Below are 22,983 nucleotides of genomic sequence, written 5' to 3' on the forward strand. Positions count from 1 at the left end.
CCCGCAATAGCTCATTTTCCATCTTTAGTCGTTTGTTCTCATACTTGTATTCTGCCAGTGTTTTTGCAGGTTTGTGCCCTCGTGTCTTTGGAAGGACAGATTCTTTTAGCCAGCAGTGAATTGCCCATCGACTAATCCCATACTCTTGACTTAAAGCACGCTGACTTTCTCCTGCTCTGATTCGTGATACAACTTCCTCTCGTATCCCCGCTGGATACTTTTTCATTCCTTTTTTTCCGGACATAGCGAGACCCCCTTATGTAGTTCTATTATCCTACATAAGGGGGCTTTTTGTCATTGTCCGTTTTTACTGGACCTGTTCACGATTCACACTGCCTTTTTTTATGCAATATTTCTTTTATTGAAATGTAATGGAAATGGACTGCAATTCATCTAATGTTTTCACCTTTTTCCCTAAGATGAATCGATAATCAGAATGACCATTTCCGGCACTTCTGGATACCCATGTGACAGGAACCGATTCCCCGTTGATGGTGACTTTCATATGTTCGTTTGCCAAAGCAGTATCATTGGTAATCCATTTGTCTAAGTCCGCATTAAGCATTTTATAGAGAAGAGTAGATACCTCTCCAGTTTGTTCTCCAACATCCATATAAAGAGAAAATTGGAATGCAGTATAGGGTGTTCTGCCGCCAATGAGGGTAGGAGCAGTCAAATACTGCATATTTTTTTCCGAAACATCAAAATTGCCAGAAGCATTTTTGGTCAGTGTCAGAGAAAAATCTGAAATGCTTGCAGAGATATCCTTACCGTTATCGGGCAGAGTATATTTCCAAAGTGCTACAGAGGTGAAGGAAGCAGTACGATTTTCTGCATTCCATACTACATCGCCGTAAGGTTCCAGCGCTTTGAAGTAAATCAGTGTTTTGCCATCTGCACGGAAGGAAGACATTTTGTTGCCATCTACCGTTACGGTCACATTGTTGGGATAGACTTTGTATGCCAGTCTGCCAATAGGTCTGTTTTCAGGCGGCGTATAAGTTGCTGTAACAGGCTTGCTGAAAGTATCACTATAGGTAATGTACAATTCTTTTCCATCGTGGCTGTAAGAAACATCGAAGCCGTAATCTGCCAGATCTTCCGCAAAGATAGCTACCTGACCGAAGAAATTGCAGCAGGGAATGGGTGCACCGTTAATGGAAGCCACAATGTCTGTTGTGACCGCATTGGCGATGGGCGTAGCGCCGTAAGCAGTAAAGCTGGAAAAGATCAGGCTTAATAAAAGGACTGGAGCAAATAGAAGCTTTTTCATACGCATTTCCCCTTTCTGATTTCCCTATGGTGTATTGATATTTTGAGTGTAGCACGCAGAAAAATAGAAAACAATGACATTTGTCTTACAAATATGTTTTTTGAAAAAAGGAATGTTTTGCATAATGAAAATTTTCGAAAAATGAAAGCTGTTTTCTTCACAAATAAAAAGGATGCTTTTCATATTTATAAAGTTCATTTGTATTTGCAGGAAATACAGTATAAAAAATAGAACTAAGTTAGGGTGAGGCAAAAACAAAGAATGTTACTGCGTTTTTTATGGAATTAGTTGGCATTTGATAGACTTTATGTATCTTTGGGGAGTCTATGATAAAGGGACTATTTTCCAAAGAAACCAGGGGCAGAAGTATTTTGTCTGCATGATAGGGAGGCGGACACATGTGATCATGAAATATATTTGAATACGGGAGGAGTTGTTTTGTAAGAAATTGCAGCAAAGTAAGAACGAAAGAGAAGGGAAATGATATTTGAACAAAATATTTCGAAATGTTGTAGGACAAGAAAGACGGAAGGAGCAGATAAAAGAGCAGAAATATTATGTTGAAATGACATTTTCAGCAGTGGTTTTCGCTGAAAAATTTCTCTTGAATCATGACTAAGGAACAAATTTCTTTGAAAATACGCCATTTTCAAAGAATTCGACATGGGAATCAAAAAGAAATAAATTATTTTGTATGAAAATAGGAACAATTGTTTGTTTTGCTAAGAAGGGGTAAAATGGCATGTTATGGACATCTAAAATGAAGGAAATTGTTTGAAAAGTCCCTATTTTACGGTCAAAAAGGACATTTGTCTATTGGCGAAGGTATAAAACGCTGAAAAATGAATTGTACTTAAAATGGTACAAAAGTAGTAAAAAAATGGTATATTGAAGTAATTGTCTCTGAGTTGTATATATAATATAATAAAAACAAGAAAAAAACAAAACAAATTGTGCAGAATACATCCTAACCAGCGTAGAGAGTTTATTTAATTGTGCAATTTGACGGATGAATCATAGGGCAAATGGGCAGGAAGCCATAGGGTCTATATTAGAAATCCTTTTCCAACTTCCAGACCAAAGGCAGCTTGATTTTCCCTAAATCACATTGGTCTTCAAAAAGGCGATGCGGTGTTATATATACAGGAGACTTCGTTTATCAGAAACTTGGAGCCATAATGTGGAGGGAGGAACGATCATGAACACGATCGACAACAATGAATTTATGATTCTGAACAGCATCATCTATAAAATCCATACAAATCCTGATTTTGCAGCCATGCGGAAAGAACTTCTGGAACAGCTGAAAATGATCATTGATTTTGACAGTGCGGAATTTCATCTTTCCAGAGGGGATGGCAGCATTTCACTGGATTCCGGTATTTCTTACAACAGCAATGCGTCCTTGGATTATTCCAAAGCCTATGAACACATTGACTATAGTCAGGGAATATTGGGAACAGGAAGCAGCATGGTTTACCGGGAAACAGACTTGATGCCGGATGAAAAAAGAGTGCAGACTGAGTACTACAAAAGCATTTACGAAGTAAATAACTGGCATTACTCTTTGCAGCTGGTTCTGGCATATGACAAACGGTTTTTGGGAGTCATCACCTTCTACAAGAACAAAGGAAAGGAAGACTTCAAGTATGCGGATATCTTCAAAATCCAATTAATCGAAAACCATCTGGCTTACCGGATCAATAAAGAACAGGAAGCTGCTTCCAAGAACAAAGATAAAGTTTCTGTTGAGGAAGCGGTGGAACAGTTTGGATTGACCAAAAAGGAAAGCGATATTCTGGATCTGCTGGTAAAAGGCTACAGCAATAAAGAAATTTGTGACAAAATGGTCATCTCCAGCAATACCGTAAAAAACATATTTTGAACATCTATCGGAAATTGAATATCAAAAACAGAGTGCAACTGCTCTGTATGGTGAAAGAACCTTAAAATGGCATCAATGGCTGCAGCGCATAACACGCAGCAGCTTCAGATAAACAAAAATTATGAAATACAATCTCCATAATTTTTTGTGACAAATCAGATATGAGGTGATACTCCGAAAATGACGTCATTATTCCGTAAAGAATAAGAAGGGCGGAGGGATAAAACTTAACCGAAAATAAGAGATGCAGGAAAAAGAGCTTGCATCAGACGCAGTTTAGAAAGATATCAAGATGACGATTGTAAAAAAACAAGAATGAGGAGGCGTACATATGAAACAATTCGAAGAAACAAGTAAATATTTGGAAAGAATCCTTGGCTATATCCACTCTGACAATATCAGTGATGCAGATAAAGAATTAATGACAAAAGAAACTGTTCACCATTTCGATAACTATGTAAGCCCCGGCTGGCTGAAATATCGTAAATCTGTATCTACAAACGCGGCTCTGCTGGAATGGACCGACCACGACAGCAGCGTAGTGGATCTGTATGGTGAAGATTTTATCGACTGCCTTGGCGGTTTCGGTATCTATACATGTGGACATAGAAATGAATATATCGTTGATACAGTAAAAGCTCAGCTGGGTCATCAGGCACTGCATTCTCAGGAACTGCTGGATCCCCTGCGCGGCTATCTTGCAAAAGCTGTTTCTGAAATCACACCCGGCGACCTGCAGTACTGCTTCTTTACAAACGGTGGTGCAGAAGCCAACGAAATGGCGCTGAAATTAGCGAGAATCGCAACAGGCGGACGCTGGTTCGTATCCACAGTCAATGCGTTCCACGGCAAATCCATGGGTGCGGTTTCCATGGGCGGTAAGAGCACATATCGTACTCCTTACACACCAATGGTACAGCAGGTTGTTCACGTTGAATACGGCAATGCAGAAGACGCAAAAAAAGCCATCAGAAACCTGATTGCAGTTGGCGAAAAAGTTGCAGCCTTCATCGTAGAACCTGTTCAGGGCGAAGCTGGTATCATCATTCCTCCTGAAGGCTATTTGAAAGAAATCAGAGCAATCTGTGACGAATACGGCGTAGCATTGATCTGTGACGAAATCCAGACTGGTATGGGTCGTACAGGTCACATGTTCAGATGCGAAGGCGAAGGCATCGTTCCCGATATCCTGACATTCGGTAAAGCATTCGGCGGCGGCATTATGCCAATCACCGGTCTGATCTGCCGTCCTCATATGTGGACACAGGAACTGGTTGACAACCCTTGGCTGCTGGGCTCTCCCACATTCGGCGGCAACCCTGTATGCTGCTCCGCTGCACTGGCAACCATCAAATACATGATCGACCATGACATCCCTGGTGAATGCGCGAAGAAGGGTGCCATCATCAAAGAAGGTCTGGACAAACTGAAAGAAAAATATCCTGATCTGATTGACGATGTACGCGGTATCGGTTTGATGCTGGCAGTAGAATTCAAGACTTCCGAAATCGGTTACGAAGTTGCGAAAGGTATGTTTGCCCGCAAAGTTATCACAGCTGGTACACTGGTTAACGCAAAATGCGTACGTTTCGAACCTGCAGCTGTTATCACAGAAGACCAGATTGCGAAGGTAATCGAACGGATGGATGCATCCCTGGCTGATACAAGAGCAGCTATGAAATAAAATAAACATGGGACAAAATTGATAGTTTCCCCGCGTGGCATTGATTGTTTCCATGCGGGGAACTTTTTATAGCCCTCCCAATGGGAAAATACCCATTGGACAATAGAATGAAGGAGGATGAACAGATTATGACAATGACAATTCAAGAAAGAATTGATGCTGCCCGCAAAGCGCAGGCGCAGATTTTAGATTATACACAGGAACAGGTTGACAAACTGGTTTTTGAAATTGCAAAGGTGATCTACCTAAACGCAGAACCTCTGGCAAAGATGGCAGTAGAAGAAACCAGACTTGGTAAATATGAAGATAAAATCGGTAAGAACACAGATACACCCACAGCTTTCTGGGCTTACCTGAAAGATAAAAAATCCGTTGGTGTCATCAGAGAAATCCCTGAAGAAGGCATCATCGAAGTTGCCCATCCCATCGGCGTTATCGGCGCAGTTACACCTGCAACCAACCCTACCGTTACACCTCTGTGCAACGCAATGCACGCACTGAAAGGCAAAAACGCTCTGGTAATCACACCTGCACCTCGTGCGGAAAAAACATCCACAAGAACCGTGGAACTGATGCGTGAAGCACTGGTAAAATGCGGCGCACCTGCAGATCTGATTCAGATCATCGAAGAAATTACCATTGAAAAATCCGCAGAACTCATGGAAAAATGTGACCTGGTTATTGCAACTGGCGGTCCTGGGCTGACAAAAGCAGCTTATTCCAGCGGTACACCTGCTTACGGCGTTGGTCCCGGCAACCCTCCCGTAATTTTGGACAGAGGTTATGACCTGGTAGACGCAGCGAAGAAAACATTCATCGCTGTTGGCAGCGACAATGGTATCCTTTGCGACGGCGACAACCTGATGCTGTATCCTCAGGAAGAAGAAAAAGATTTCTTCAAAGCTCTGCGGGATGAAGGCGTTCTGATTTACGAAGATAAAGACGACGTTGAAAAATTCAGAGCAGCCCTTTTCAGCAACGGCAAAATCAATTCCGATCTGGTAGGGAAAGACGCAGATGTTATCGCTCGTGCAGCAGGCTTTGATATTCCCGCTGAAACAAAAGTTCTGGGTCTGAAGATCGAAGGCGTTGGGAAAGAAGACATCATGTGTAAAGAAATCATGGGTCCCGTTGTGGTACTGAAGGACTACGACACATTCGAAAACGCTGTAGAAATGGCAGTCAGAAATATGGCAGAAGCTGGCGGTATCGGTCACACAGCTGGTCTGTTTACCAACGACAAAGAACATATCAAATATGCTGGCGAAAGAATTCCCGTTGCACGTCTGCTTGTAAATCAGCCTACACCCGATGCATGGGGACCTGCAACAAACGGCTTGTCTCCTGCAGTATCTGAAGGCTGCGGCACATGGGGCAACAATATTCTGGCAGGCAACGTAGACTATATCCATATGCTGAATGTTTCTAAGATCGCTATGCCTTTGGATGTAGAACTGCCTGACGGTGAAAAACTGTTCAAAGATTGATATTTGATTCAAAAATAACGGCGAAATAAAAATATATGTGCATTCCGAGGCAGAAATACCTGCTTCGGAATGCAAAAAAGAAAGAAGTGAATTTATGAAAGACCTCTATTAAGACAAAAGGGAGGATTGGCCTATGGAAAGTGTACGAGAAGCGCAAAAGAAAGATCAATTAAAACGAACGTTGATTTTTTACATAGCATTGTTTGTGGGATTTGCTCTGGTAGGTATTTTGGTACCTGATAATCCAGACGAATTTGGTATATTGACATGTATTCCGGCTGCCTTCATGATCTTCTTTATCTTTAAGACAAAAAGAATCATTGAAGGGCTTACACTGGCTGTTCTTTTATGCTGTATCATGGTTCACAAGCAAAACTTCATCATCGAATTTGCGAACATTGCGCAGACAACCATGATGGATGAAGATATTGCGTTCCTGATCATTGTTTGTGGTCTGATGGGCAGCTTGGTTGCAGTTATTGAAAAAAATGGCGGCGGTCTTGCATTTGGTAAGTTTGTAGCTTCCAAGGCAAAATCTGAAAAAACAGCGCTCTTTGGCACAATGCTTTGCTCTGCGCTGTTCTCCATGGACGACTATCTGAGCTCTCTTACATCTGGTATCGCTATGACACCAGTAACAGACAGATACAGAGTTCCTAGAGAAATGACTTCTTATGTAATTGATACAACAGCAGCGCCAGTTACGGTTCTGAATCCCATTTCCACATGGGCAGTATTCATCGGCGGGCTGATGGTTGCCAACGGTCTGGCAGAAGAAGGTCAGCAGCTGACAACATATATGAAAACAGTTCCTTTCAACTTCTACGCAATTTCAACACTGGTTGTACTGGTACTGGTTATTTTAGGGGTTATCCCGAAATTCGGTCCCATGAAAAAAGCGTATGAAAGAGTTGCGCCGGCGGTCCTTTGGCACCTCCGGGATCTGAAAAGATCGACATTCGTGCCGGCAAAGAAATGGTAGAGTTTGAAGACGATGTGGAAGACGAAATGAAATCCTGCAAGAAACCCAAACTTCGCAATTTCTTTGTACCTATCTTTATTCTGATCGGCGCCATCTGTATGTTTGATTTCAATATGCAGATCGGTATCATCATCGCGATCCTGTTGGGCTTTGTATTCTTCGTATTCCAGGGTATGGACCCCGAAGAATATGCCGATGCAGTTGTTGAAGGTTTGAAAAACATGGTTATGCCTATCCTGCTGATGATTCTGGCATTCTGTTTCGCAAACGCGAGCCAGCAGGTTGGCTTTATCGATTACGTTATTGACGTAGCGGTAAGAAATATCTCTCTGCCACTGCTGCCGATCACTGTATTCCTGGTATTTGCATGTACAGAATTTATCATGGGTATCAACTGGGGCATGTACATCATCGCACTGCCAATCGTTGCTCCCATTACCATCGCACTGGGCGGCGACATTGGTGTAACCGTAGGCGCGGTTGCAGCTGCAGGCGTTTGGGGAAGCCACTGCTGCTTCTACTCCGATGCGACGATTCTGACATCTGCCTCTACAGGCTGTGATAACTTCAAACATGCGACCAGCCAGATTCCATTTGGCTTGATCGCAGGTATTTTCTCAGCCATTGCATATCTGATTCTCGGATTTGTACTGTATGCTTAAGAGCTTAAGAAGAGTTGAGAACGACCACAGGAGTGTTCCCTTCCATAGGATGAATGGTTCCTGCAAAAGCTGCTGACACTGGCAGCGGAGGTTTTTTGAAAAGTGAAACAAGTAAGATGGGGGATGAACCACAAAGATGTTTCGGAAAAGTCTTTGTGAAGAACTTACTTATAGAAACGATGAAAAAAAGAATATATGACAAATGACTTGATATGAAAATAAGGAGGAAACGATTATGGTAGGTAAAAAAGTGGTACATCATCTGATGATGAGCGCAAAAGATGCACATTATGTTGGCGGTCTGGTAAACGGCGCTAGAATCGTAGAACAGTGGGGCGACGTTGGTACAGAACTGATGGTTTATGTAGACGGTGACATCAGCCTGTTCCTGGGCTATGAAAAAGTAGAATTCCTGGCACCCGTATATGTAGGTGACTTTATGGAATATCATGGCTGGATTGAAAAAGTTGGCAACCAGTCCTATACATGCAGATTCGAAGCATGGAAAGTAGCAACACAGCTGGACAGAACAGATACAGATCTTTCCGGCGTAGCAACACCCGAAACAGCAGCAACAGCATGTGAACCTCCTATCCTGTGCGGCAGAGGTATCGGCAGCCTGTATATTGCGAAAAAAGACCAGAGAGGTCCTCAGGAATCTTCCTTCAAAGACAGAAAACATCCTGGCGAATAAACTGTCTGTAAAAAGATTTCTGATGTAAAATTCATTGCTTTAGCCAAGGAGGGCGGACGAATTTCATTTCGTCCGCTTTCTTTGGGAGAATGACATGCCGGAAAGGAGTGGGGGAATATGGATGGCAATAAACAAATGCAGGAAAAACTCCTAGGGAAAATCAGACAGATTGTGGTAGATGAAAAATTCAAACTGGATGCGTTTTATCTCTGCGGAGCGGCATCCAGCCTGCCAAACCAGAAATTACAGAAAGCATGTGAAAAATATCTGGAAATGGTAGACCAGAAACAGAAGGATGCGGCAGTGATCAATGGTTTGATTACAGAATTGGAAAATGCCGTTGGGGCAAAAGCCAAAGTGACTGTCGTAGGTGATCTGGTGAATAACAAAGCAGACATTCAGGAAGTTTTTGAACACAGAGAACATCTCTGGAATGTATAAATTGACTTGTGCCTGAAAAGGGCGTCCTTTATGAGCAAAAATATAGGCGGCAACGTCATGAGAAAAATGAAAAAGACAGTGAGAAATAGGGGCATCTTCATAAGAAAACAAAGAAAGCTGAAATCCTTGTGATACAGAGGATTTCAGCTTTCTTATTTTGACTGAGATTCGGTTGTTTTCTTATGAAAACAGCCGCTGCAATTCCCTTTAAGAAATTGAGGTGAGAAAAACAATGTTTTCTTAAGGGGAAGTTGCTTTTTCACTGTCTTTTTTTATTTTGAGGAGCAAAACATCAGATGCCGTATTTCTGGCACAGACGCATGAAGATGGAAGCGATTTCCGCACGAGTGATCTGTGCATCGGGGCGGAAGTTGCCTTCGTTATCGCCGGAAAGCAGACCGGCTTTCTGCATAGCGCCTACGCTTTCTTTGGCATATCCGCTGATGGAAGCAGTATCCTGAAATCAGGTGTGCCGCTTTCCAGTGCAACACCGGAGAATTTCAGATATCTTGCCAGCATCACTGCTGCCTGTTCTCTTGTGATAGGTGTGTTAGGTGCAAAGGAAGTATCGCTGACACCGGATACCAGATTGTTTGCGTATGCCCAGCTGACAGCGTTGCCGTACCATGCGTTGCTGGAAACATCTGTAAAGGGACTAGTACCTGTATGAGAAGTGCCATTGAAGCGGTAAAGCACGGAAACCAGCATGCCTCTTGTCATGGACTGACTGGGAGCGAACTGTGTTTCGCTGACACCGGAGAACAGACCTCTCTGGGTGACATAGGAAACAGCAGGTGCATACCACTGGTTTGCAGGTACATCACTAAAATTGGTAGAACCTGTGGAAGGCTGCTGTACAGCTGCAAAAATAACTTCTACTACGTCAGTGGATTTCAGATGCAGCAGCTGCTGTACAGGACCCTGAGAAACGCCGTTGACCAGTACGTCACGGACCTCATAGCCGTCGTGAGGCTGGATGGATACGCTGCCGTCATTGCTTGCGATGATCATACCATTGGTCTGGTCACCTTTGATAACAGGGCGACCAGTTGTTGTGCTGCTGCTGGAGCTGGAACTACTGGAGCTAGAGCTGCTGCCACTGGAGCTGCCACCACTGGAGCTGCCACCACCGGAACTGCCACCGCTGGAGCTGCCGCCACCATTACTGCCATTATCGCCATTATTGCTGCCATTGCTGCCGCCGCTGTTACTGCCGTTGTCGCCATTATCGCCGCCAGCACCATTGTCGCCACCAGCGCCATTATCGCCGCTGTTATCACTGCCATCATCCTCTAAAGATACCTGTGTATAGGATGTTGCAGCGTCTTTGCTGTTCAATGTGATCAGTTTGGATACGCCTGTAAAGGATACGCCATCAGGCAGTGTCAGGTTACCAAGATAGATCTGGTCATTCTGACTTTCCAGTACAGAAAGGGAGTCCGCATAAATGGTCAGAACGCCGTCTTTTTCTGTGTGATGGCTGTAAGCCAGATCTTCCGCGCCAAGGAAATGAGCGTTTTCCAGATTCTGTTTGGATTTCAGTGAAATTTCCACGCTGGTGGTGTCATCAGAAACGCCTGTCAGATACAGACGAGCATGATTGCTGTCGTTATCCCGTTGGATAATCACGCTGGGACCTGCGGCAAAAGCAGTGGTGGACATTAGTAATGATGCCACCAAAGCGCCTGCCCAAAGTGTGTATTTCTTTTTCATGGGTAGGTTCCTCCTTAATTATTGATGTTCCAGAGAGATGGAGGGCATGCTGTCAGCGTCGGGTGAAGAAATCCACATTGTCTGTGCAGTGATGCGGCCATCTGTTTCGGAAATGTTGTCTGTGCGGTACAGAACTGCCTGAATGCGGTCGGGCAGGGAGCTGGGGTGATCGCAGTCCACATGTTCATTCTGCAGATTGCCTTCTGCTTCTTCGTTGATGACATAGATGAACATACCATTGCTGATGAGGCTCACTTCGCCATCAGCGGGAACTTCTGCCAGAAGATAAGTTTCCCCGTTGATAGGTCGTGTTTCTTTTGTTTCTGTACCTGTTGCCAGATCGCGAACGGTAAATTCGCCGTTGACCTGTACGTAGTTATATCTGGGATCGCCTACATAAGTGCCGACGATAACCAGAGAGCCAGCAGGGATGACTTCCTCAGAAGTATCGCCCCACTGATAAGCTTCGCGGAGTCTGCCGATGGCAGCGCCGTCCTGCAGGAATGCTACGTCGTCGTTGACTGCACCGATGAGCTGCAGGGATGCACCTTTGGGAACATTCTGCAGTTCCAGTTTGGTGATGTCGTAAGTCCAGATACGGCTGTCTTCCGCATTTGCACCGGGTTTGGTGAAGTATGCTTTGAATGTGCTGCCGTCGTTTGCCATATTCTGTGTCAGTGTCAATGTGGTTTCTTTGGATACGCCATCCACATTTGTAGTCAGAACAGCAGTGATGCTTTCCACATCGGAAACACCAGTCAGTTTGATACCGCTGACAGACTGTGCCTTATCGTTTTTCATGGTCACAGTTGCAGTTGTGCCGGACTGGGAGAGGTCATACAGACCTGCATCCAGTACGTTGTCGTAAGAAATACGTACCTGCTGTGTTTCTGTAGCTTCGGAAATGTTGCCCTGTTTGTCTACAGCACGAACAGAATAGGTCAATACCGTATTGTTTGCTGTACCGATATGTTCGGTGAATGTGCCAGTTGTTGTAAAGGCAATGGATTTGCCGTCTTTCAGGATTTCGTAACCCAGAATGTTTTCTCCGTCGGTATGGGAGAATGTCAGTGTCACATCCTGACCGTTGGAACCAACGGAATTGGTTGCTGTAACGGAATCCAGTGTCAATGTGCCGTTTGCAACGCCTGTACCTTCCAGACGGTTGCGGCGGGAGTTATCGTTCAGATACCAGATGGCTCTTTCTTCTTCGCCATAGGATTTCAGTTTGCTCTTTGTGCTTTCTGTCAGTTCCATGCCCCAACGAGTAAAGAATTCTGTCAGGTCTTTCTGAGCAACTTCAGATGCTATCAATGCAACGCGGTTGTCGTAGTCATTGCCGCTATACGCGCCGGATTTCCACAGTTTGAAGAACTGGTTGTAGAAGTCCATGGGAGCATCTGCGTTGTCATAAGCCAGATGCAGCTGCCAGTACATGCCCAGCTGTACGAATACGTTGTTGGCTGCGCCGGGACGTGCTTCTGCAACTTTCTGGAAAATGGCAGAATATCTGTCTTCGCTTTCCAGACGAGTGGTCAGGGAAGTCATATCGCCGCCGTCGTAGCTCTGTACCATGAGGGAGTACAGGTTGTTGGTGATTTCTGTTCTGCCCAGTTTATCCATGTTATGACCGATTTCGTGAGCGATACCCCAGCCATACAGACCGTTTGTATCTGCTTCGTCAGACAGCATGGAAACGGGAGTGCCTTTTGCCAGATCACCAGCGGAACCATAACCGATACCGATATGATCGCCGGCTGCATACATGAAGGCGGAACCGAACATGCGCATGTAACGGATGTTCTGACGGCTTTCCATAGGATACTGGTAAGCGTCTTTATCACCGTCTACAATGCCCTGTGTGGTATTTACTACATAGGAAACATCTTCCCAAGCAAGGATTGCATTGTAAAGGGATTCTGTTGTCAAGCCGTTTGCAACTTCTTTTACAGGGATGGACAGCAGGAAGCTGGGAGTTGCAATATCTGTATGGTTACGGATGCTTGTCTGACCCAGACGGTTGCTGTTTGCCTGTACATATGCGTTTACTTCTGCCACATAAGCAGAGACTTTTTCTTTTCTTGCGGATTCAGACAGTTCATACCAATCAGGCAGTTCCAGCATAGGTGTTTTTACGCTGGTATTGTTGTCTGTGATGATACGCAGGGAAATTTCGTCTGCGTGAGAACCGCTGTATGTCAGATACAGTGCGCCGCCTTTTTCTGAAGATACAGAAGCAATCTGTTCTACGGAAATGACGTTTCTGCCGGACTGCAGCTGGATGCCTTTGCCTTTCCATGCGTTATGATTGCCATAATACTGTGTAGGTACGATGGTAACGGTTTCGCCAGCAGGGATGTCTGCATAGATGACAACATCGCTGCCGGAAGAAGCTACAACGCCCAGAGGCTGCAGTACGCTTGCAGTCTGACCATATGCACTGTCTGCTGCGGTGCTGCGGGATTGGAAGCCTGTCTGTGCTGCCAGTTTGCTGCCTTCTGCCAGTGCTTTTGCGTCGTTCAGTTCGCGCAGCATCATATCTTTATTCAGATAGAATGCGTTTGTATTTTCCACTCTGCTGCGGAGTGCTTCTACTTTTTCAAAGGTTTCTTCCTTGCTGTATTTCAGTTCTGTAAATGTACCGTTGGAGAACAGGTCTGCAATTTCTGCAGGTGTGTTATCCAGATGGTAGAAGGCTGCTTCAGACAGTGTAACGGATTTTGCGCCTTCCCACTGACCAACGTTAACTCTAACTCTGGAAATGTCATTGGATTCAGGCAGTTCCAGCACCAGATAACCGGTGCCGTCTTTTGTCACTTTGGCAGTGATATTTGCATTGATGGTTGCAATCTTTTCATATTTTCCATCCGCTGTTTTACGATAAGTGGTTACGCTGTAGTCACGCATGCCTGTGGTATAGCTCAGATCTCCCTGTCTGGGAACATAGATCATGTAGTTCATGCTCTGAGGCTCTGCAAAGTCAAATGTGAAGGACTGATCTTTCCAGTATGCGCCAGACTGCCAGAATGTGGAGTAGTTGCCGTCCAGTACATGTTTGATATTGAAGTTGGGTGTTTCATTCCAGTTTACATTGCCTGCGGCGCCGCTGTCAGAACGAACGGTAATCAGTTCATTGGAGATGCGGTTTTCTGTAGGCAGGGCAGGACCGTTGATGGTCTGGGACTTGGGTGCACCTTCTGCCAATTCGGAGCGAGGGCTGACACCAGCCTGATTGTATGCTTCTACGCAGAATTCGTAAGTAACACCGTTTGTGAGGTTGCCTACGGTGAGGGAGTTGTTATCGCCTACATCAGAGGAAATCCACTGATCTGTGCCTTTTTCACGATAGTAAACCAGATAGCCCATAGCATTTTCGGATTTTGCCCAGCTGAAACGCAGGGCGGAATCCATGGAAGTTACCTGTAAAGTAGTAGGAGCGACAGGTCTGCTGTCGGGGAATGGTGTTGCGGATACCATAGCGGAAGTGGCGCTTTCCCATTCGCCGCTGGTGCCTACCACAACGAAATAATATTTTTTCAGGTTTTCCAGACCGCTAATGGTGATGCGGTTGTTTCCGGTGGTCTGAACCTGTGTCATGCCGTTCTGGGTTGTGCCATAGTAAACTTTATAGCCTGTTACGTTTGCCATGGCATCCCAGGAAAGGGAAACACTCTTTGTGCCTGCAGTTGCAGTAACATTCTGGGGTTTTGCTGCTTCTGCTTCAGGCGCTTTTGCCAGTGTGCTTTCTACAAAGGCAACCTGTTTGATGACAGCAGTTTCATTATCTTCTGTTTTGGTAACCTGAATGGTGATTTTCTTCACGACTTTTCTGGAACCCAGATTTACCACCAGTACGTTTTCGCCGTCACGGGCAGAACGAGCTGCAACAGTCAGTTTGCCGTAAGGAATGGTTTCTGTTACGGCTTTGCCGTCTTCTTCCACTTCCAGAACCAGATTGAAGTATTCGATACCACCATTTGCAGGAGTAGCAATCTGTACTTCGCTCATGGCAACGCCTTCGTTAAAGGCGATGGGGATTTCCAGAGGTGCTTCGGGAGAAATTTCGCCGGAATCTTTTTTGCTGAATGTAATGGCTTCTGTTTCTGTAAACAAGTCAGCGATGTTTTTATCATCGGCAATTTCTACTTCAGACAGGTCTGTTTTGTCAACGTCGATGTTCTGCACAATGGCGCGGGATACCATAGCACCATTCTGTGCAACGGCTTTGCCGGTACCCTGTACCATCATACCGCGGTTTACATAGGAAATATCCACGATGTTCACAGTGCCGTCTTTATTCAGGTCATAAGCGTCGTTATCAGTGCCAAGAGCTGCTTCTACCAACTGCTGGTCTTCCTGATTTACGCTGCCGTCGCCATTCACATCCCCAAGTGTGAATGTGCTTTCTTTGGTACCGATGGTAATGATTTTTGCGTATTCTTCCAGAGAAAGTTCATTATATGTATAAGTGCGGTAGCCGTCACCTGTCACTGCAATGCGGTATACGCTGTCCGCAGTGCCGGCGGGCAGATCGGAAGCAACGATGTCGATGGCTGCTACCAGATCATCATTGCCGCATTCATTACCGGTTTCATCCAGATAAGCAATGGAAATGGCTGCGGGCACTTCTTCTCTTGTATAAGCATTGGAAACAGACATCTGAATATTCTGTTTTTCCACGGTTTCTTTTGTCAGAGGATAATCCATATGGATACGAACGGAAATGGTGCTTGTGCTGTCCACAGCTGTTAAGGAAAGCACTGTCTTTTCTTCTTCGGTTTCTTCCTCTTTTACTTCTTCTTTTTCTTCCGCTTCCTCCTGTTTTTCTTCCTCGTCTTTTGCGTCGTCGGAAGGCGCTGTTGTTCCTTCGCCTTCTTCAATGGGAGGAACGACGGGAGTCTCTTCAGGGGTTTCTACAGAAGGTACTTCTGTTGTATCTTCCTTTTCGTGATCTTGATTCTGTTTACCGTCGCCTTCCGGTGTGGAAGGTGAATGGTTTGTATTGTCATCAGATCCTGTGGCATCTGTTTCAGGGGCGTCAGACGGTGTTTCTGTGTCGGCTGCATCTTCTGGACCCTGTGCAGAAACTGTATCGTTTACAGTTTCTTCGGCATAAACACTGGGAACGGAGCTGCTTGCCATGACCGCTGCCAGTACCAGGCAGGGCAGTGCGTTTCTCTTCATAAAAAATACCTCTCTTCCTTTTTTTGATTTACTCGAAAATTTTTTTTGCATCGTCTGATTCTCACAAAGTGGATGCATTGGTTGACAGCATATCATAGAAAAAACTAAAATACTATAGTTTTTCTAGGATATCTGCAAAACAGGCATTTTGGACAAGTGAAAAAGATTTTAGTGAGTGAAAATATGCAAAGTATGTATAAAGGGCGATACAAAACCAGAATGTGTAGAGAAAACCACTAAATGGCATTTGATACAATCCATGGGGGTTTGGGTAAAAAGTGGAGGGAATGGAAAACAGAAATAGAAATATTTTCCATTTTTGTATAAAAATAAAAAATTTTATCATAAGAAAAGGTTATAGATGCATGATATGGGGGTATTTTGTATGACAAATGAATAAGGAATCACACGATTTTAATTTTATGAGATATAGTTTATAAAAAGATTATGGGAATGTAATGCTTCAGTAAAAGAAAGGAAATAATTTGGAAATGTTTTTCTGTTACGATAAGTAAAATGGCATAGGACAAGAACGGGGGGATTTACATGAAAAGAATGTTTTACAGAGTATTATCTGCAACGGTCATTATGTCTTTTGTGACAGCAGTACCGACTTTCGCAGGGGAGTATCAGGAAAGTGGGATTGATGCTGTGATCAATGGACAGAGCGTGAATGAACACGGCGGGAAAACAGTGGAGATTGATGGACAGATTTATGTGCCTTTGCGTACCACATTTGAAATGCTGGAAAAAAATGTAGAATACTGGAAAGATGCCAGAAAGGTTTTTGTCAATGAAGTAGTGGAGCCGAGCAACTCAGAATATGCTTTTCAACAGCCCTATCATCTGATTGCTTCCATTCCACAGGAAAGAATTTACCTTTATGGGCTTCAGCCTAAAGGGGTTGTAGTTTCTTTTGATGGGGATGCGTCTTATATTGATGCTGATTATGCTACTCCACAGCGGATTCTGCCGGAGATCGCCTATGGAGATTATGACGATGATAACAGGAAGGAAATTGCGGTAAGTTTTAACACTGATTCAGGTACAGGCGTAGATGTGGATACACTGCATATTTTGACAACAGACGGAAAAGAGCCTTATGTTTTCCAGGATCATGTATTGGACAATACCGTTTTCCAAAATCTCTTTGGTGAAGCAATTCAGACAGAAATCAAAAATAATACGGTCACATACAAAATCAATGGAAAAAAAGAACGGCAGTTTCAACTGGAGTTGCCAAAGGGGAAAGAAATCAAAAAGTTGCAGGTGGGCAATCTGATTGATTTTGATGTGGCAAAATCAAATATCCTCTTTTCTGTATCTTTAGGAGCGGTTTATGACAGTGTGCCGGAAGGCAAAATATTTGGATATTTGACAGGAGAAATTATTTTTGATGGGAAACAGTTTGGTGTGCAGAATCTAGATATGATTTCTGAAGAGGAATCAGAAACCAATGCACAGCTGAAAGTGGTAGCACAGGATTTGCTGGAACAGGATTTGGAGATTGAGGGGATATTTAACGCAGGGCTGCAGGGGAACAGTGACTATAGTTATCAATGTTCTTTGATCTGGGAAGAAACAGGGCAGAAGTATTTCCCTGCGGTTTCTGATACATACAAAACAATAGCGGATTTGGAAAAACTTCTGCGCAGTACCTATTCCAGCGAAGAACGAATTCAGTATTTCATGCAGAATTACATTTATAGTGAAGATCCATATTTTAAGGAAGTGGCTGGGCAGTTGTGTGTAAATATGAATGTAGGCGGAAAAGGCATGCCGATTATCGTAGATTTCAATAGTGTGCAGGTGAAGCAGATCAGCCCAACCCAAGCGGACATTACCTTTGACTTTGATGAATTTAACTATCAAACGAAGTTGGCAAAAACGTCTATGACGCTCATTGATGGTACATGGTATCTGGATCAGGGCGTTTATGAAGTAGCGGAAACAGCATAAACAAACGGGAGAACTCCTAAAGCCACTTCCCTTAAGAAAACATATCAAAGAGAAAGCTGAAATCCTTTGTATTGTATGGATTTCAGCTTTTTTGTTTTCTTGTAAAGATGCCTTTAACAAGGGGGGCTTTTTTAATAAAGAAGAAACTAGCTTTTCATTTGCCATTTGACTGGTTTTGTCTTAGAATGGAAGAAAAATCGGAAAGAAAAGAGGAATATCTTTGAAAAAAGTCATTTTAGCGGCGCTGAACGCAAAATATATTCATTCCAATCTGGCATTGCGTTATCTGTCCCGTTTTCAGGATAATAACCGGAAACACTATGTAGAAACCATGGAATTTACCATCAATCAGCGGCTGAATTTCATTGCGGAGGAACTGTTCCGCAAACAGCCCGATGTGGTGCTGTTTTCCTGCTATATCTGGAATGTGGAGATGCTGCGGCAGCTTTGTCCCATTCTGAAAAAGATTATGCCGGACTGTGTCATTGGTTTTGGTGGCCCGGAAGTCAGCTACGAAAGCGAAACTTTCCTGCGGGAAAATCCGGCGGTGGATTTTGTCATGCGTGGGGAAGGGGAGCTTGTTTTCACAAAATATCTGGAACATCTGGACGCAGGAAATCCTGCCACTTTGGGGGAAATCGAAAGTCTGACTTATCGGCAGGGAGATGAAATTTTCTCCACACCCCAAATGCATCCTATGGATTTGGCACTTCTGCCATTTCCTTATGAAGATGATTTCAGTGATGTGCAGAATCAGATCATATATTATGAATCTTCCAGAGGGTGCCCTTATCATTGCGGATACTGCTTGTCTTCTGTGGAAAATGGTGTGCGGTTTGTGCCGTTGGATAAGGTGCTGCCGGATTTGCAGAAATTTTTGGACAAAAATGTGCCCCAGGTGAAATTCATTGACCGTACATTCAACTGTAAAAAAAGTCACGCCATGGCCATCTGGAAATATCTTCATGAACATGACAATGGTGTGACCAATTTCCACTTTGAAATTACAGCGGATTTGATCGATCAGGAAACCATTGATTTCCTCAAAACTGTACGGAAAGGGCTGTTTCAGTTTGAAATCGGTGTCCAGTCCACCAATCCACAGACCATCCGTGCCATCAATCGTAATGTGGATTTTGCGGCTTTGTCGGAAATCGTGCAGCAGATCAAAGACGGCGGAAATATCCATCAGCATTTGGACTTGATTGCGGGTCTGCCTTATGAGGATTATGATTCTTTTGGATGTTCTTTCAACGATGTTTACGCTCTCCATCCGGAACAGCTGCAATTGGGATTTTTGAAGGTACTGAAAGGCTCTATGCTCCATCAGAAACAGAAAGAGTTTGAAATTGTTTATCACGACACGGCACCTTATGAAGTGCTGACCACCCATGAACTGCCTTACGCTGATACGCTGCGGCTGAAGTATGTGGAAGAAATGGTGGAGACCTATTATAACAGCGGACGTTTCCTGCATACCCTTGCATATCTGGTGCCATTATATGAAAGCCCCTTTGCATTTTTTGAGGCGCTGTCCCAGTTCTGGGTAGGGGAGAATTATCATTATCTGGGGTTGTCCAAAATGGGGCTCTTCGATGTGTTATGGCGGTTCGTGGAACAGAATCCAAAGGTGGACAAACGGAAATTGCAGTGGGAAATGAAGTTTGACATTGCCCTTCATGAAAAGCCTAAAAAACTGCCTGCATGGCTGGCTGTGACCAACGAAGAACAGTGGCATGACAAGGTGTTTGCTTTCTACGGCAATCCTGCTTTGTGGCAGAAATGCCTGCCTCATTACAAGAGCAACAAAGAAGCCATCCGCCAGACACATCTGGAAGTTTTCGGTGATGAGAAACAGAAAGCGGTACTTTTTGATTATGGCAAAAGAGATTTGCTGGGAAATGCGGAATACAAAATCATGGAAACGGCGGAAATCCAGGTCTGAATGAAATTTCGTTCGGGATGAATAAAAAAACATGCAAAAAAATGATAAAAAACCATTGACAAAAGAAAAAAACGGAATTACAATAGGAACAACTTTTCAAAAGAGCAAAGACGTGGAAGAGAAGAGTAGTTGGCAGAATACCTTTCAGAGAGTTTCCGATTGGTGGGAAGGAAACAGGGATATGTTGATGAAGATGGTCTTGGAGTCGTATGGTCGAGCCAGTGGGGTTAGATCATAACGGGCGCACCCGTTACAGTGCCAGAGTATAACCCGTTTTTGTCGGGCGTACTTGTTGAGGTCTGCTTCGTGAGGAGCGGATGAATTTAGGTGGTACCACGAAATAATGCTTTCGTCCTAATGTGCATGAATATGCAATAGGACGGAAGCTTTTTTTATTGCCGAAAGGAGAAAATATACATGATAAAGTTGGAGAAGGTAAGCAAAACCTTCCGCACCGGCAGCGGAGAAGTCCATGCCGTAAGGGAGGTAAGTTTGAATATTGAACAGGGTGAGATTTTTGGTATCATCGGGTTTTCTGGTGCCGGAAAATCCACACTGGTACGATGCATCAACCTGTTGGAACGTCCCACAGAAGGTACTGTGACCGTAGACGGCACGGAACTGACAAAGCTGGATGAAAAACGGCTGCGGGAAGTACGCAGAAAGATCGGTATGATCTTCCAGCATTTCAATCTGCTTCGTTCCAGAACCGTATATGACAACATCGCCTTTCCACTGAAGAAAAGCAGTTTGTCCAAAGAGGAAAAACACAAGAAAATTTTATCTCTGCTGGAACTGGTTGGGCTGTCTGATAAAAAAGACGCTTATCCTTCTCAGCTTTCCGGTGGTCAGAAACAGAGAGTTGCCATTGCCAGAGCATTGGCAAATGACCCTAAAGTGCTGCTGTGTGACGAAGCTACCAGCGCACTGGACCCTCAGACCACAAAATCCATTTTGCACCTGCTGAAACAGGTCAATGAAAAACTGGGCATCACCATTGTAATCATCACCCATGAAATGGCAGTGGTCAAAGACATTTGTGACCGGGTAGCCATCATGGAACTGGGACGTGTGGTGGAAGAAGGCGCCACAGAGGATGTATTTGTTCATCCCAAAGAAAAAGTTACCAAAGACTTTATCAGCACCGCCGGCAATGTGGATAAGATTTATGAACTCATCGATGAAGGCAACGACCTGACAAAACTGCAGGAAGGCGAAAAAATGGTAATGTTGACCTATTCCGCTAACAACGCAGGGGAGCCGGTGATTTCTTATCTGGCAGAAGCCTTTGATGTGAAAGCCAACATCATTTACGGCAACATCGACATCCTGAAAGGCAAGACCATCGGGAAACTGGTTGTGACCCTCAGCGGAAAGCCGGAAAATATGGAAAAAGCATTGGCATATATCGAAGAAAGAAAAGTAGAACTGGAGGTCATTAAGGCATGAATATCTTATATCAAATCGCACCGAATCTGGAAGCCTTGGGTTCGGAACTTGTAAAATGTATCGGGCAGACCTTCCAGATGCTCATCATCTCCGGGGTCATTGCCTTTGTATTGGGTCTGTTTTTAGGGGTGTTGCTTATCGTTACCAAAAGCGACGGCATCATGGCAAATCCGGTATTGTATAAAATTCTGGATAAGATCATCGACGTGATCCGTTCCATCCCCTTTATCATTCTGATGGTGCTGCTGATTCCTGTAAGCCGTGCCATTGTAGGTACAGGTTCCGGTGTTACCGGTTCTTATGTAGCACTGATTGCAGGTACTGTTCCATTCTTTGCCAGACAGATTGAATCCGTACTGGCGGATGTGGACTACGGTCTGGTGGAAGCCAGCGCTTCCATGGGATTTTCTCCGCTGGAAATCATTTTCAGTGTATATCTGAAAGAAAGTATCCCCGGTATCACCCGTGTGACCATGATTACTTTTGTCAGCCTTATCGGTATCACAGCTATGGCTGGTGCCATCGGTGCCGGCGGTCTGGGGGACTTTGCCATCCGTTACGGTTACCAGATGGGTTACCGTGATATGATTTGGGTAACTGTTATCATCATTCTGATCATCATCAGCGTGATTCAGGGTGTGGGCAATCTCATCATTCGGAGAACCACACATTGACATTGCTTTGAAATGGGAAACTATTTTAAGGATATAGAACATAAATTGTAACATAAGAAAGGGAGTAGAAAACTATGAAGAAAAATGCGAAAAAATGGATTGCAGCAGCTTTGGCAACAGCAGCAACAGTATCTCTGACCGCTTGCGGCGGCAGTGCAGACACACAGGAAGCAACAGCAGACAGCGGCGAAACCACTGTTGTAAAAGTTGGTGTGGTTGGGGAATACAACGCCCAGTGGGATACCATCAATGAACTGCTGGCAGATGACGGCATTCAGGTGGAACTGGTAAAATTCACAGACTATGCAGCACCTAACCGTGCACTGAACGACGGTGAAATCGACCTGAACGCATTCCAGCACAAAGCATTCCTGGCAAATGATATTGAACAGAAAGGTTATGACATCGTAGACATCGGCGATACCATCATCGCACCTCTGGGTATCTACAACAACAAAGACAAGATTTCTTCCATTGAAGATATCAAAGACGGCGATGTCATCGCGATCCCCAGCGACCTGACAAACGGCGGTCGTGCACTGAAACTGCTGGAAGCAGCTGGTCTGATTGAATGTGACCCTGCAAAAGGTGTTGTTCCTACAAAAGCAGACATTACAAAATACAACAAACAGATTGAAATCATGGAAGCAGAATCTGCAACACTGGCAAACCTGCTGCCTGACTGCGCAGCAGCTGTTATCAACGGCGGCAATGCTTACACAGCAGGTCTGAATCCTGTGACAGACACCATCTTTGTAGAAGATGTAAATCCCGAAACAAACGCAGCAGTATCTGATCTGGTAAATGTCATTGCTGCTCGTACAGAAGATAAAGACAACGAAGTATACAAAAAAATCGTAGAAGCTTACCAGACACCCGAAGTACAGAAAACCATTGAAGACGAATACCAGGGCGCATTTGTATGTGCATGGGAAGGCGCAGAATAATCTC

The 22,983-nt window shown here is 44.3% G+C and carries 17 protein-coding genes and 1 other annotated feature; of the genes, 12 read left to right on the plus strand and 5 right to left on the minus strand.

The features are described from left to right. Nucleotides 1-244: transposase (locus BUB35_RS11800; RefSeq protein WP_416385638.1), on the minus strand; the 244-nt coding region annotated here is incomplete at its 3' end. 114 nt (nucleotides 245-358) lie between these two features. After that, nucleotides 359-1,273, minus strand: coding sequence for a hypothetical protein (locus BUB35_RS11805; protein ID WP_072852007.1), 915 nt, complete (start codon nucleotides 1,271-1,273; stop codon nucleotides 359-361). 1,198 nt (nucleotides 1,274-2,471) lie between these two features. On the opposite strand from BUB35_RS11805, the gene BUB35_RS11815 reads away from it, so the two are divergent. The 7 genes from BUB35_RS11815 to BUB35_RS11845 all read left to right on the plus strand — a co-directional run bounded on the left by BUB35_RS11815 (nucleotide 2,472) and on the right by BUB35_RS11845 (nucleotide 9,108). Beyond that, entirely contained in the window at nucleotides 2,472-3,158 is a 687-nt protein-coding gene (locus tag BUB35_RS11815; RefSeq protein ID WP_242949247.1) for a response regulator transcription factor, read from the plus strand. A gap of 331 nt (nucleotides 3,159-3,489) precedes the next feature. After that, nucleotides 3,490-4,842 (plus strand): putrescine aminotransferase, encoded by a 1,353-nt coding sequence (locus BUB35_RS11820; RefSeq protein WP_072852011.1) that lies wholly within the window; start codon nucleotides 3,490-3,492, stop codon nucleotides 4,840-4,842. 128 nt (nucleotides 4,843-4,970) lie between these two features. Continuing rightward, nucleotides 4,971-6,329, plus strand: coding sequence for an aldehyde dehydrogenase family protein (locus BUB35_RS11825; RefSeq protein ID WP_072852012.1), 1,359 nt, complete (start codon nucleotides 4,971-4,973; stop codon nucleotides 6,327-6,329). Between the two features lie 133 nt (nucleotides 6,330-6,462). Further along, nucleotides 6,463-7,311, plus strand: coding sequence for a Na+/H+ antiporter NhaC family protein (locus BUB35_RS11830; RefSeq protein ID WP_072852014.1), 849 nt, complete (start codon nucleotides 6,463-6,465; stop codon nucleotides 7,309-7,311). Then, nucleotides 7,257-7,973 carry a Na+/H+ antiporter NhaC family protein gene (locus tag BUB35_RS11835; RefSeq protein ID WP_072852015.1) on the plus strand — a complete coding sequence of 239 codons (717 nt, stop codon included), beginning with the start codon at nucleotides 7,257-7,259 and terminating at the stop codon, nucleotides 7,971-7,973. Before BUB35_RS11830 ends, BUB35_RS11835 begins: the two co-directional genes overlap by 55 nt. 235 nt (nucleotides 7,974-8,208) lie before the next feature. Continuing rightward, entirely contained in the window at nucleotides 8,209-8,667 is a 459-nt protein-coding gene (locus BUB35_RS11840; RefSeq protein WP_072852017.1) for a hotdog fold domain-containing protein, read from the plus strand. A 117-nt stretch (nucleotides 8,668-8,784) separates the two neighbouring features. Then, nucleotides 8,785-9,108: a hypothetical protein gene (locus tag BUB35_RS11845; protein WP_072852019.1), complete on the plus strand. Its 324-nt coding sequence runs from the start codon at nucleotides 8,785-8,787 to the stop codon at nucleotides 9,106-9,108. A 292-nt stretch (nucleotides 9,109-9,400) separates the two neighbouring features. Here the strand turns inward: BUB35_RS11845 and BUB35_RS11850 are convergent, their stop codons facing one another. Genes BUB35_RS11850 through BUB35_RS11865 form a run of 3 tightly spaced genes read right to left on the minus strand, consistent with a single transcriptional unit; the run spans nucleotide 9,401 to nucleotide 16,005 of the window. Then, nucleotides 9,401-9,520: an S-layer homology domain-containing protein gene (locus BUB35_RS11850; RefSeq protein ID WP_084730666.1), complete on the minus strand. Its 120-nt coding sequence runs from the start codon at nucleotides 9,518-9,520 to the stop codon at nucleotides 9,401-9,403. Nucleotides 9,521-9,525: 5 nt separating this feature from the next. Continuing rightward, nucleotides 9,526-10,821: an S-layer homology domain-containing protein gene (locus tag BUB35_RS18720; RefSeq protein WP_096348629.1), complete on the minus strand. Its 1,296-nt coding sequence runs from the start codon at nucleotides 10,819-10,821 to the stop codon at nucleotides 9,526-9,528. A gap of 18 nt (nucleotides 10,822-10,839) precedes the next feature. Beyond that, a complete protein-coding gene (locus tag BUB35_RS11865) occupies nucleotides 10,840-16,005 on the minus strand; it encodes a fibronectin type III domain-containing protein (protein WP_072852022.1) in 5,166 nt (1,721 codons plus the stop codon). A 546-nt stretch (nucleotides 16,006-16,551) separates the two neighbouring features. Here BUB35_RS11865 and BUB35_RS11870 point away from each other — a divergent pair. The 5 genes from BUB35_RS11870 (at nucleotide 16,552) to BUB35_RS11895 (ending at nucleotide 22,979) form a co-directional block, all read left to right on the plus strand. Further along, nucleotides 16,552-17,964 (plus strand): hypothetical protein, encoded by a 1,413-nt coding sequence (locus BUB35_RS11870; protein WP_072852024.1) that lies wholly within the window; start codon nucleotides 16,552-16,554, stop codon nucleotides 17,962-17,964. A 220-nt stretch (nucleotides 17,965-18,184) separates the two neighbouring features. Further along, nucleotides 18,185-19,909 (plus strand): B12-binding domain-containing radical SAM protein, encoded by a 1,725-nt coding sequence (locus BUB35_RS11875; RefSeq protein ID WP_072852026.1) that lies wholly within the window; start codon nucleotides 18,185-18,187, stop codon nucleotides 19,907-19,909. 104 nt (nucleotides 19,910-20,013) lie between these two features. Continuing rightward, nucleotides 20,014-20,269 (plus strand) — a binding site (T-box leader). Between the two features lie 57 nt (nucleotides 20,270-20,326). Continuing rightward, complete coding sequence (locus BUB35_RS11885) at nucleotides 20,327-21,358, plus strand: methionine ABC transporter ATP-binding protein (RefSeq protein WP_072852028.1); 1,032 nt, start codon at nucleotides 20,327-20,329, stop codon at nucleotides 21,356-21,358. Next, a complete protein-coding gene (locus BUB35_RS11890; protein WP_072852029.1) occupies nucleotides 21,355-22,032 on the plus strand; it encodes a methionine ABC transporter permease in 678 nt (225 codons plus the stop codon). Before BUB35_RS11885 ends, BUB35_RS11890 begins: the two co-directional genes overlap by 4 nt. A gap of 74 nt (nucleotides 22,033-22,106) precedes the next feature. After that, on the plus strand, nucleotides 22,107-22,979 hold the full coding sequence (locus BUB35_RS11895) for a MetQ/NlpA family ABC transporter substrate-binding protein (RefSeq protein ID WP_072852030.1): 873 nt from the start codon (nucleotides 22,107-22,109) through the stop codon (nucleotides 22,977-22,979). Nucleotides 22,980-22,983 lie beyond the last annotated feature (4 nt).

Origin of the sequence: Anaerotignum lactatifermentans DSM 14214, assembly GCF_900142265.1 — a bacterium.
Lineage (GTDB): Bacteria > Bacillota > Clostridia > Lachnospirales > Anaerotignaceae > Anaerotignum > Anaerotignum lactatifermentans.

Bases quoted from the DNA above. Each gene is read 5' to 3' on its own strand.
- BUB35_RS11820 (WP_072852011.1), top strand. From the start codon at position 3,490: ATGAAACAATTCGAAGAAACAAGTAAATATTTGGAAAGAATCCTTGGC.
- BUB35_RS11870 (WP_072852024.1), top strand. From the start codon at position 16,552: ATGAAAAGAATGTTTTACAGAGTATTATCTGCAACGGTCATTATGTCT.
- BUB35_RS11830 (WP_072852014.1), top strand. From the start codon at position 6,463: ATGGAAAGTGTACGAGAAGCGCAAAAGAAAGATCAATTAAAACGAACG.
- BUB35_RS11805 (WP_072852007.1), bottom strand. From the start codon at position 1,273: ATGAAAAAGCTTCTATTTGCTCCAGTCCTTTTATTAAGCCTGATCTTT.
- BUB35_RS11840 (WP_072852017.1), top strand. From the start codon at position 8,209: ATGGTAGGTAAAAAAGTGGTACATCATCTGATGATGAGCGCAAAAGAT.
- BUB35_RS11865 (WP_072852022.1), bottom strand. From the start codon at position 16,005: ATGAAGAGAAACGCACTGCCCTGCCTGGTACTGGCAGCGGTCATGGCA.
- BUB35_RS11845 (WP_072852019.1), top strand. From the start codon at position 8,785: ATGGATGGCAATAAACAAATGCAGGAAAAACTCCTAGGGAAAATCAGA.
- BUB35_RS11890 (WP_072852029.1), top strand. From the start codon at position 21,355: ATGAATATCTTATATCAAATCGCACCGAATCTGGAAGCCTTGGGTTCG.
- BUB35_RS11815 (WP_242949247.1), top strand. From the start codon at position 2,472: ATGAACACGATCGACAACAATGAATTTATGATTCTGAACAGCATCATC.
- BUB35_RS18720 (WP_096348629.1), bottom strand. From the start codon at position 10,821: ATGAAAAAGAAATACACACTTTGGGCAGGCGCTTTGGTGGCATCATTA.
- BUB35_RS11895 (WP_072852030.1), top strand. From the start codon at position 22,107: ATGAAGAAAAATGCGAAAAAATGGATTGCAGCAGCTTTGGCAACAGCA.
- BUB35_RS11825 (WP_072852012.1), top strand. From the start codon at position 4,971: ATGACAATGACAATTCAAGAAAGAATTGATGCTGCCCGCAAAGCGCAG.
- BUB35_RS11850 (WP_084730666.1), bottom strand. From the start codon at position 9,520: ATGCAGAAAGCCGGTCTGCTTTCCGGCGATAACGAAGGCAACTTCCGC.
- BUB35_RS11885 (WP_072852028.1), top strand. From the start codon at position 20,327: ATGATAAAGTTGGAGAAGGTAAGCAAAACCTTCCGCACCGGCAGCGGA.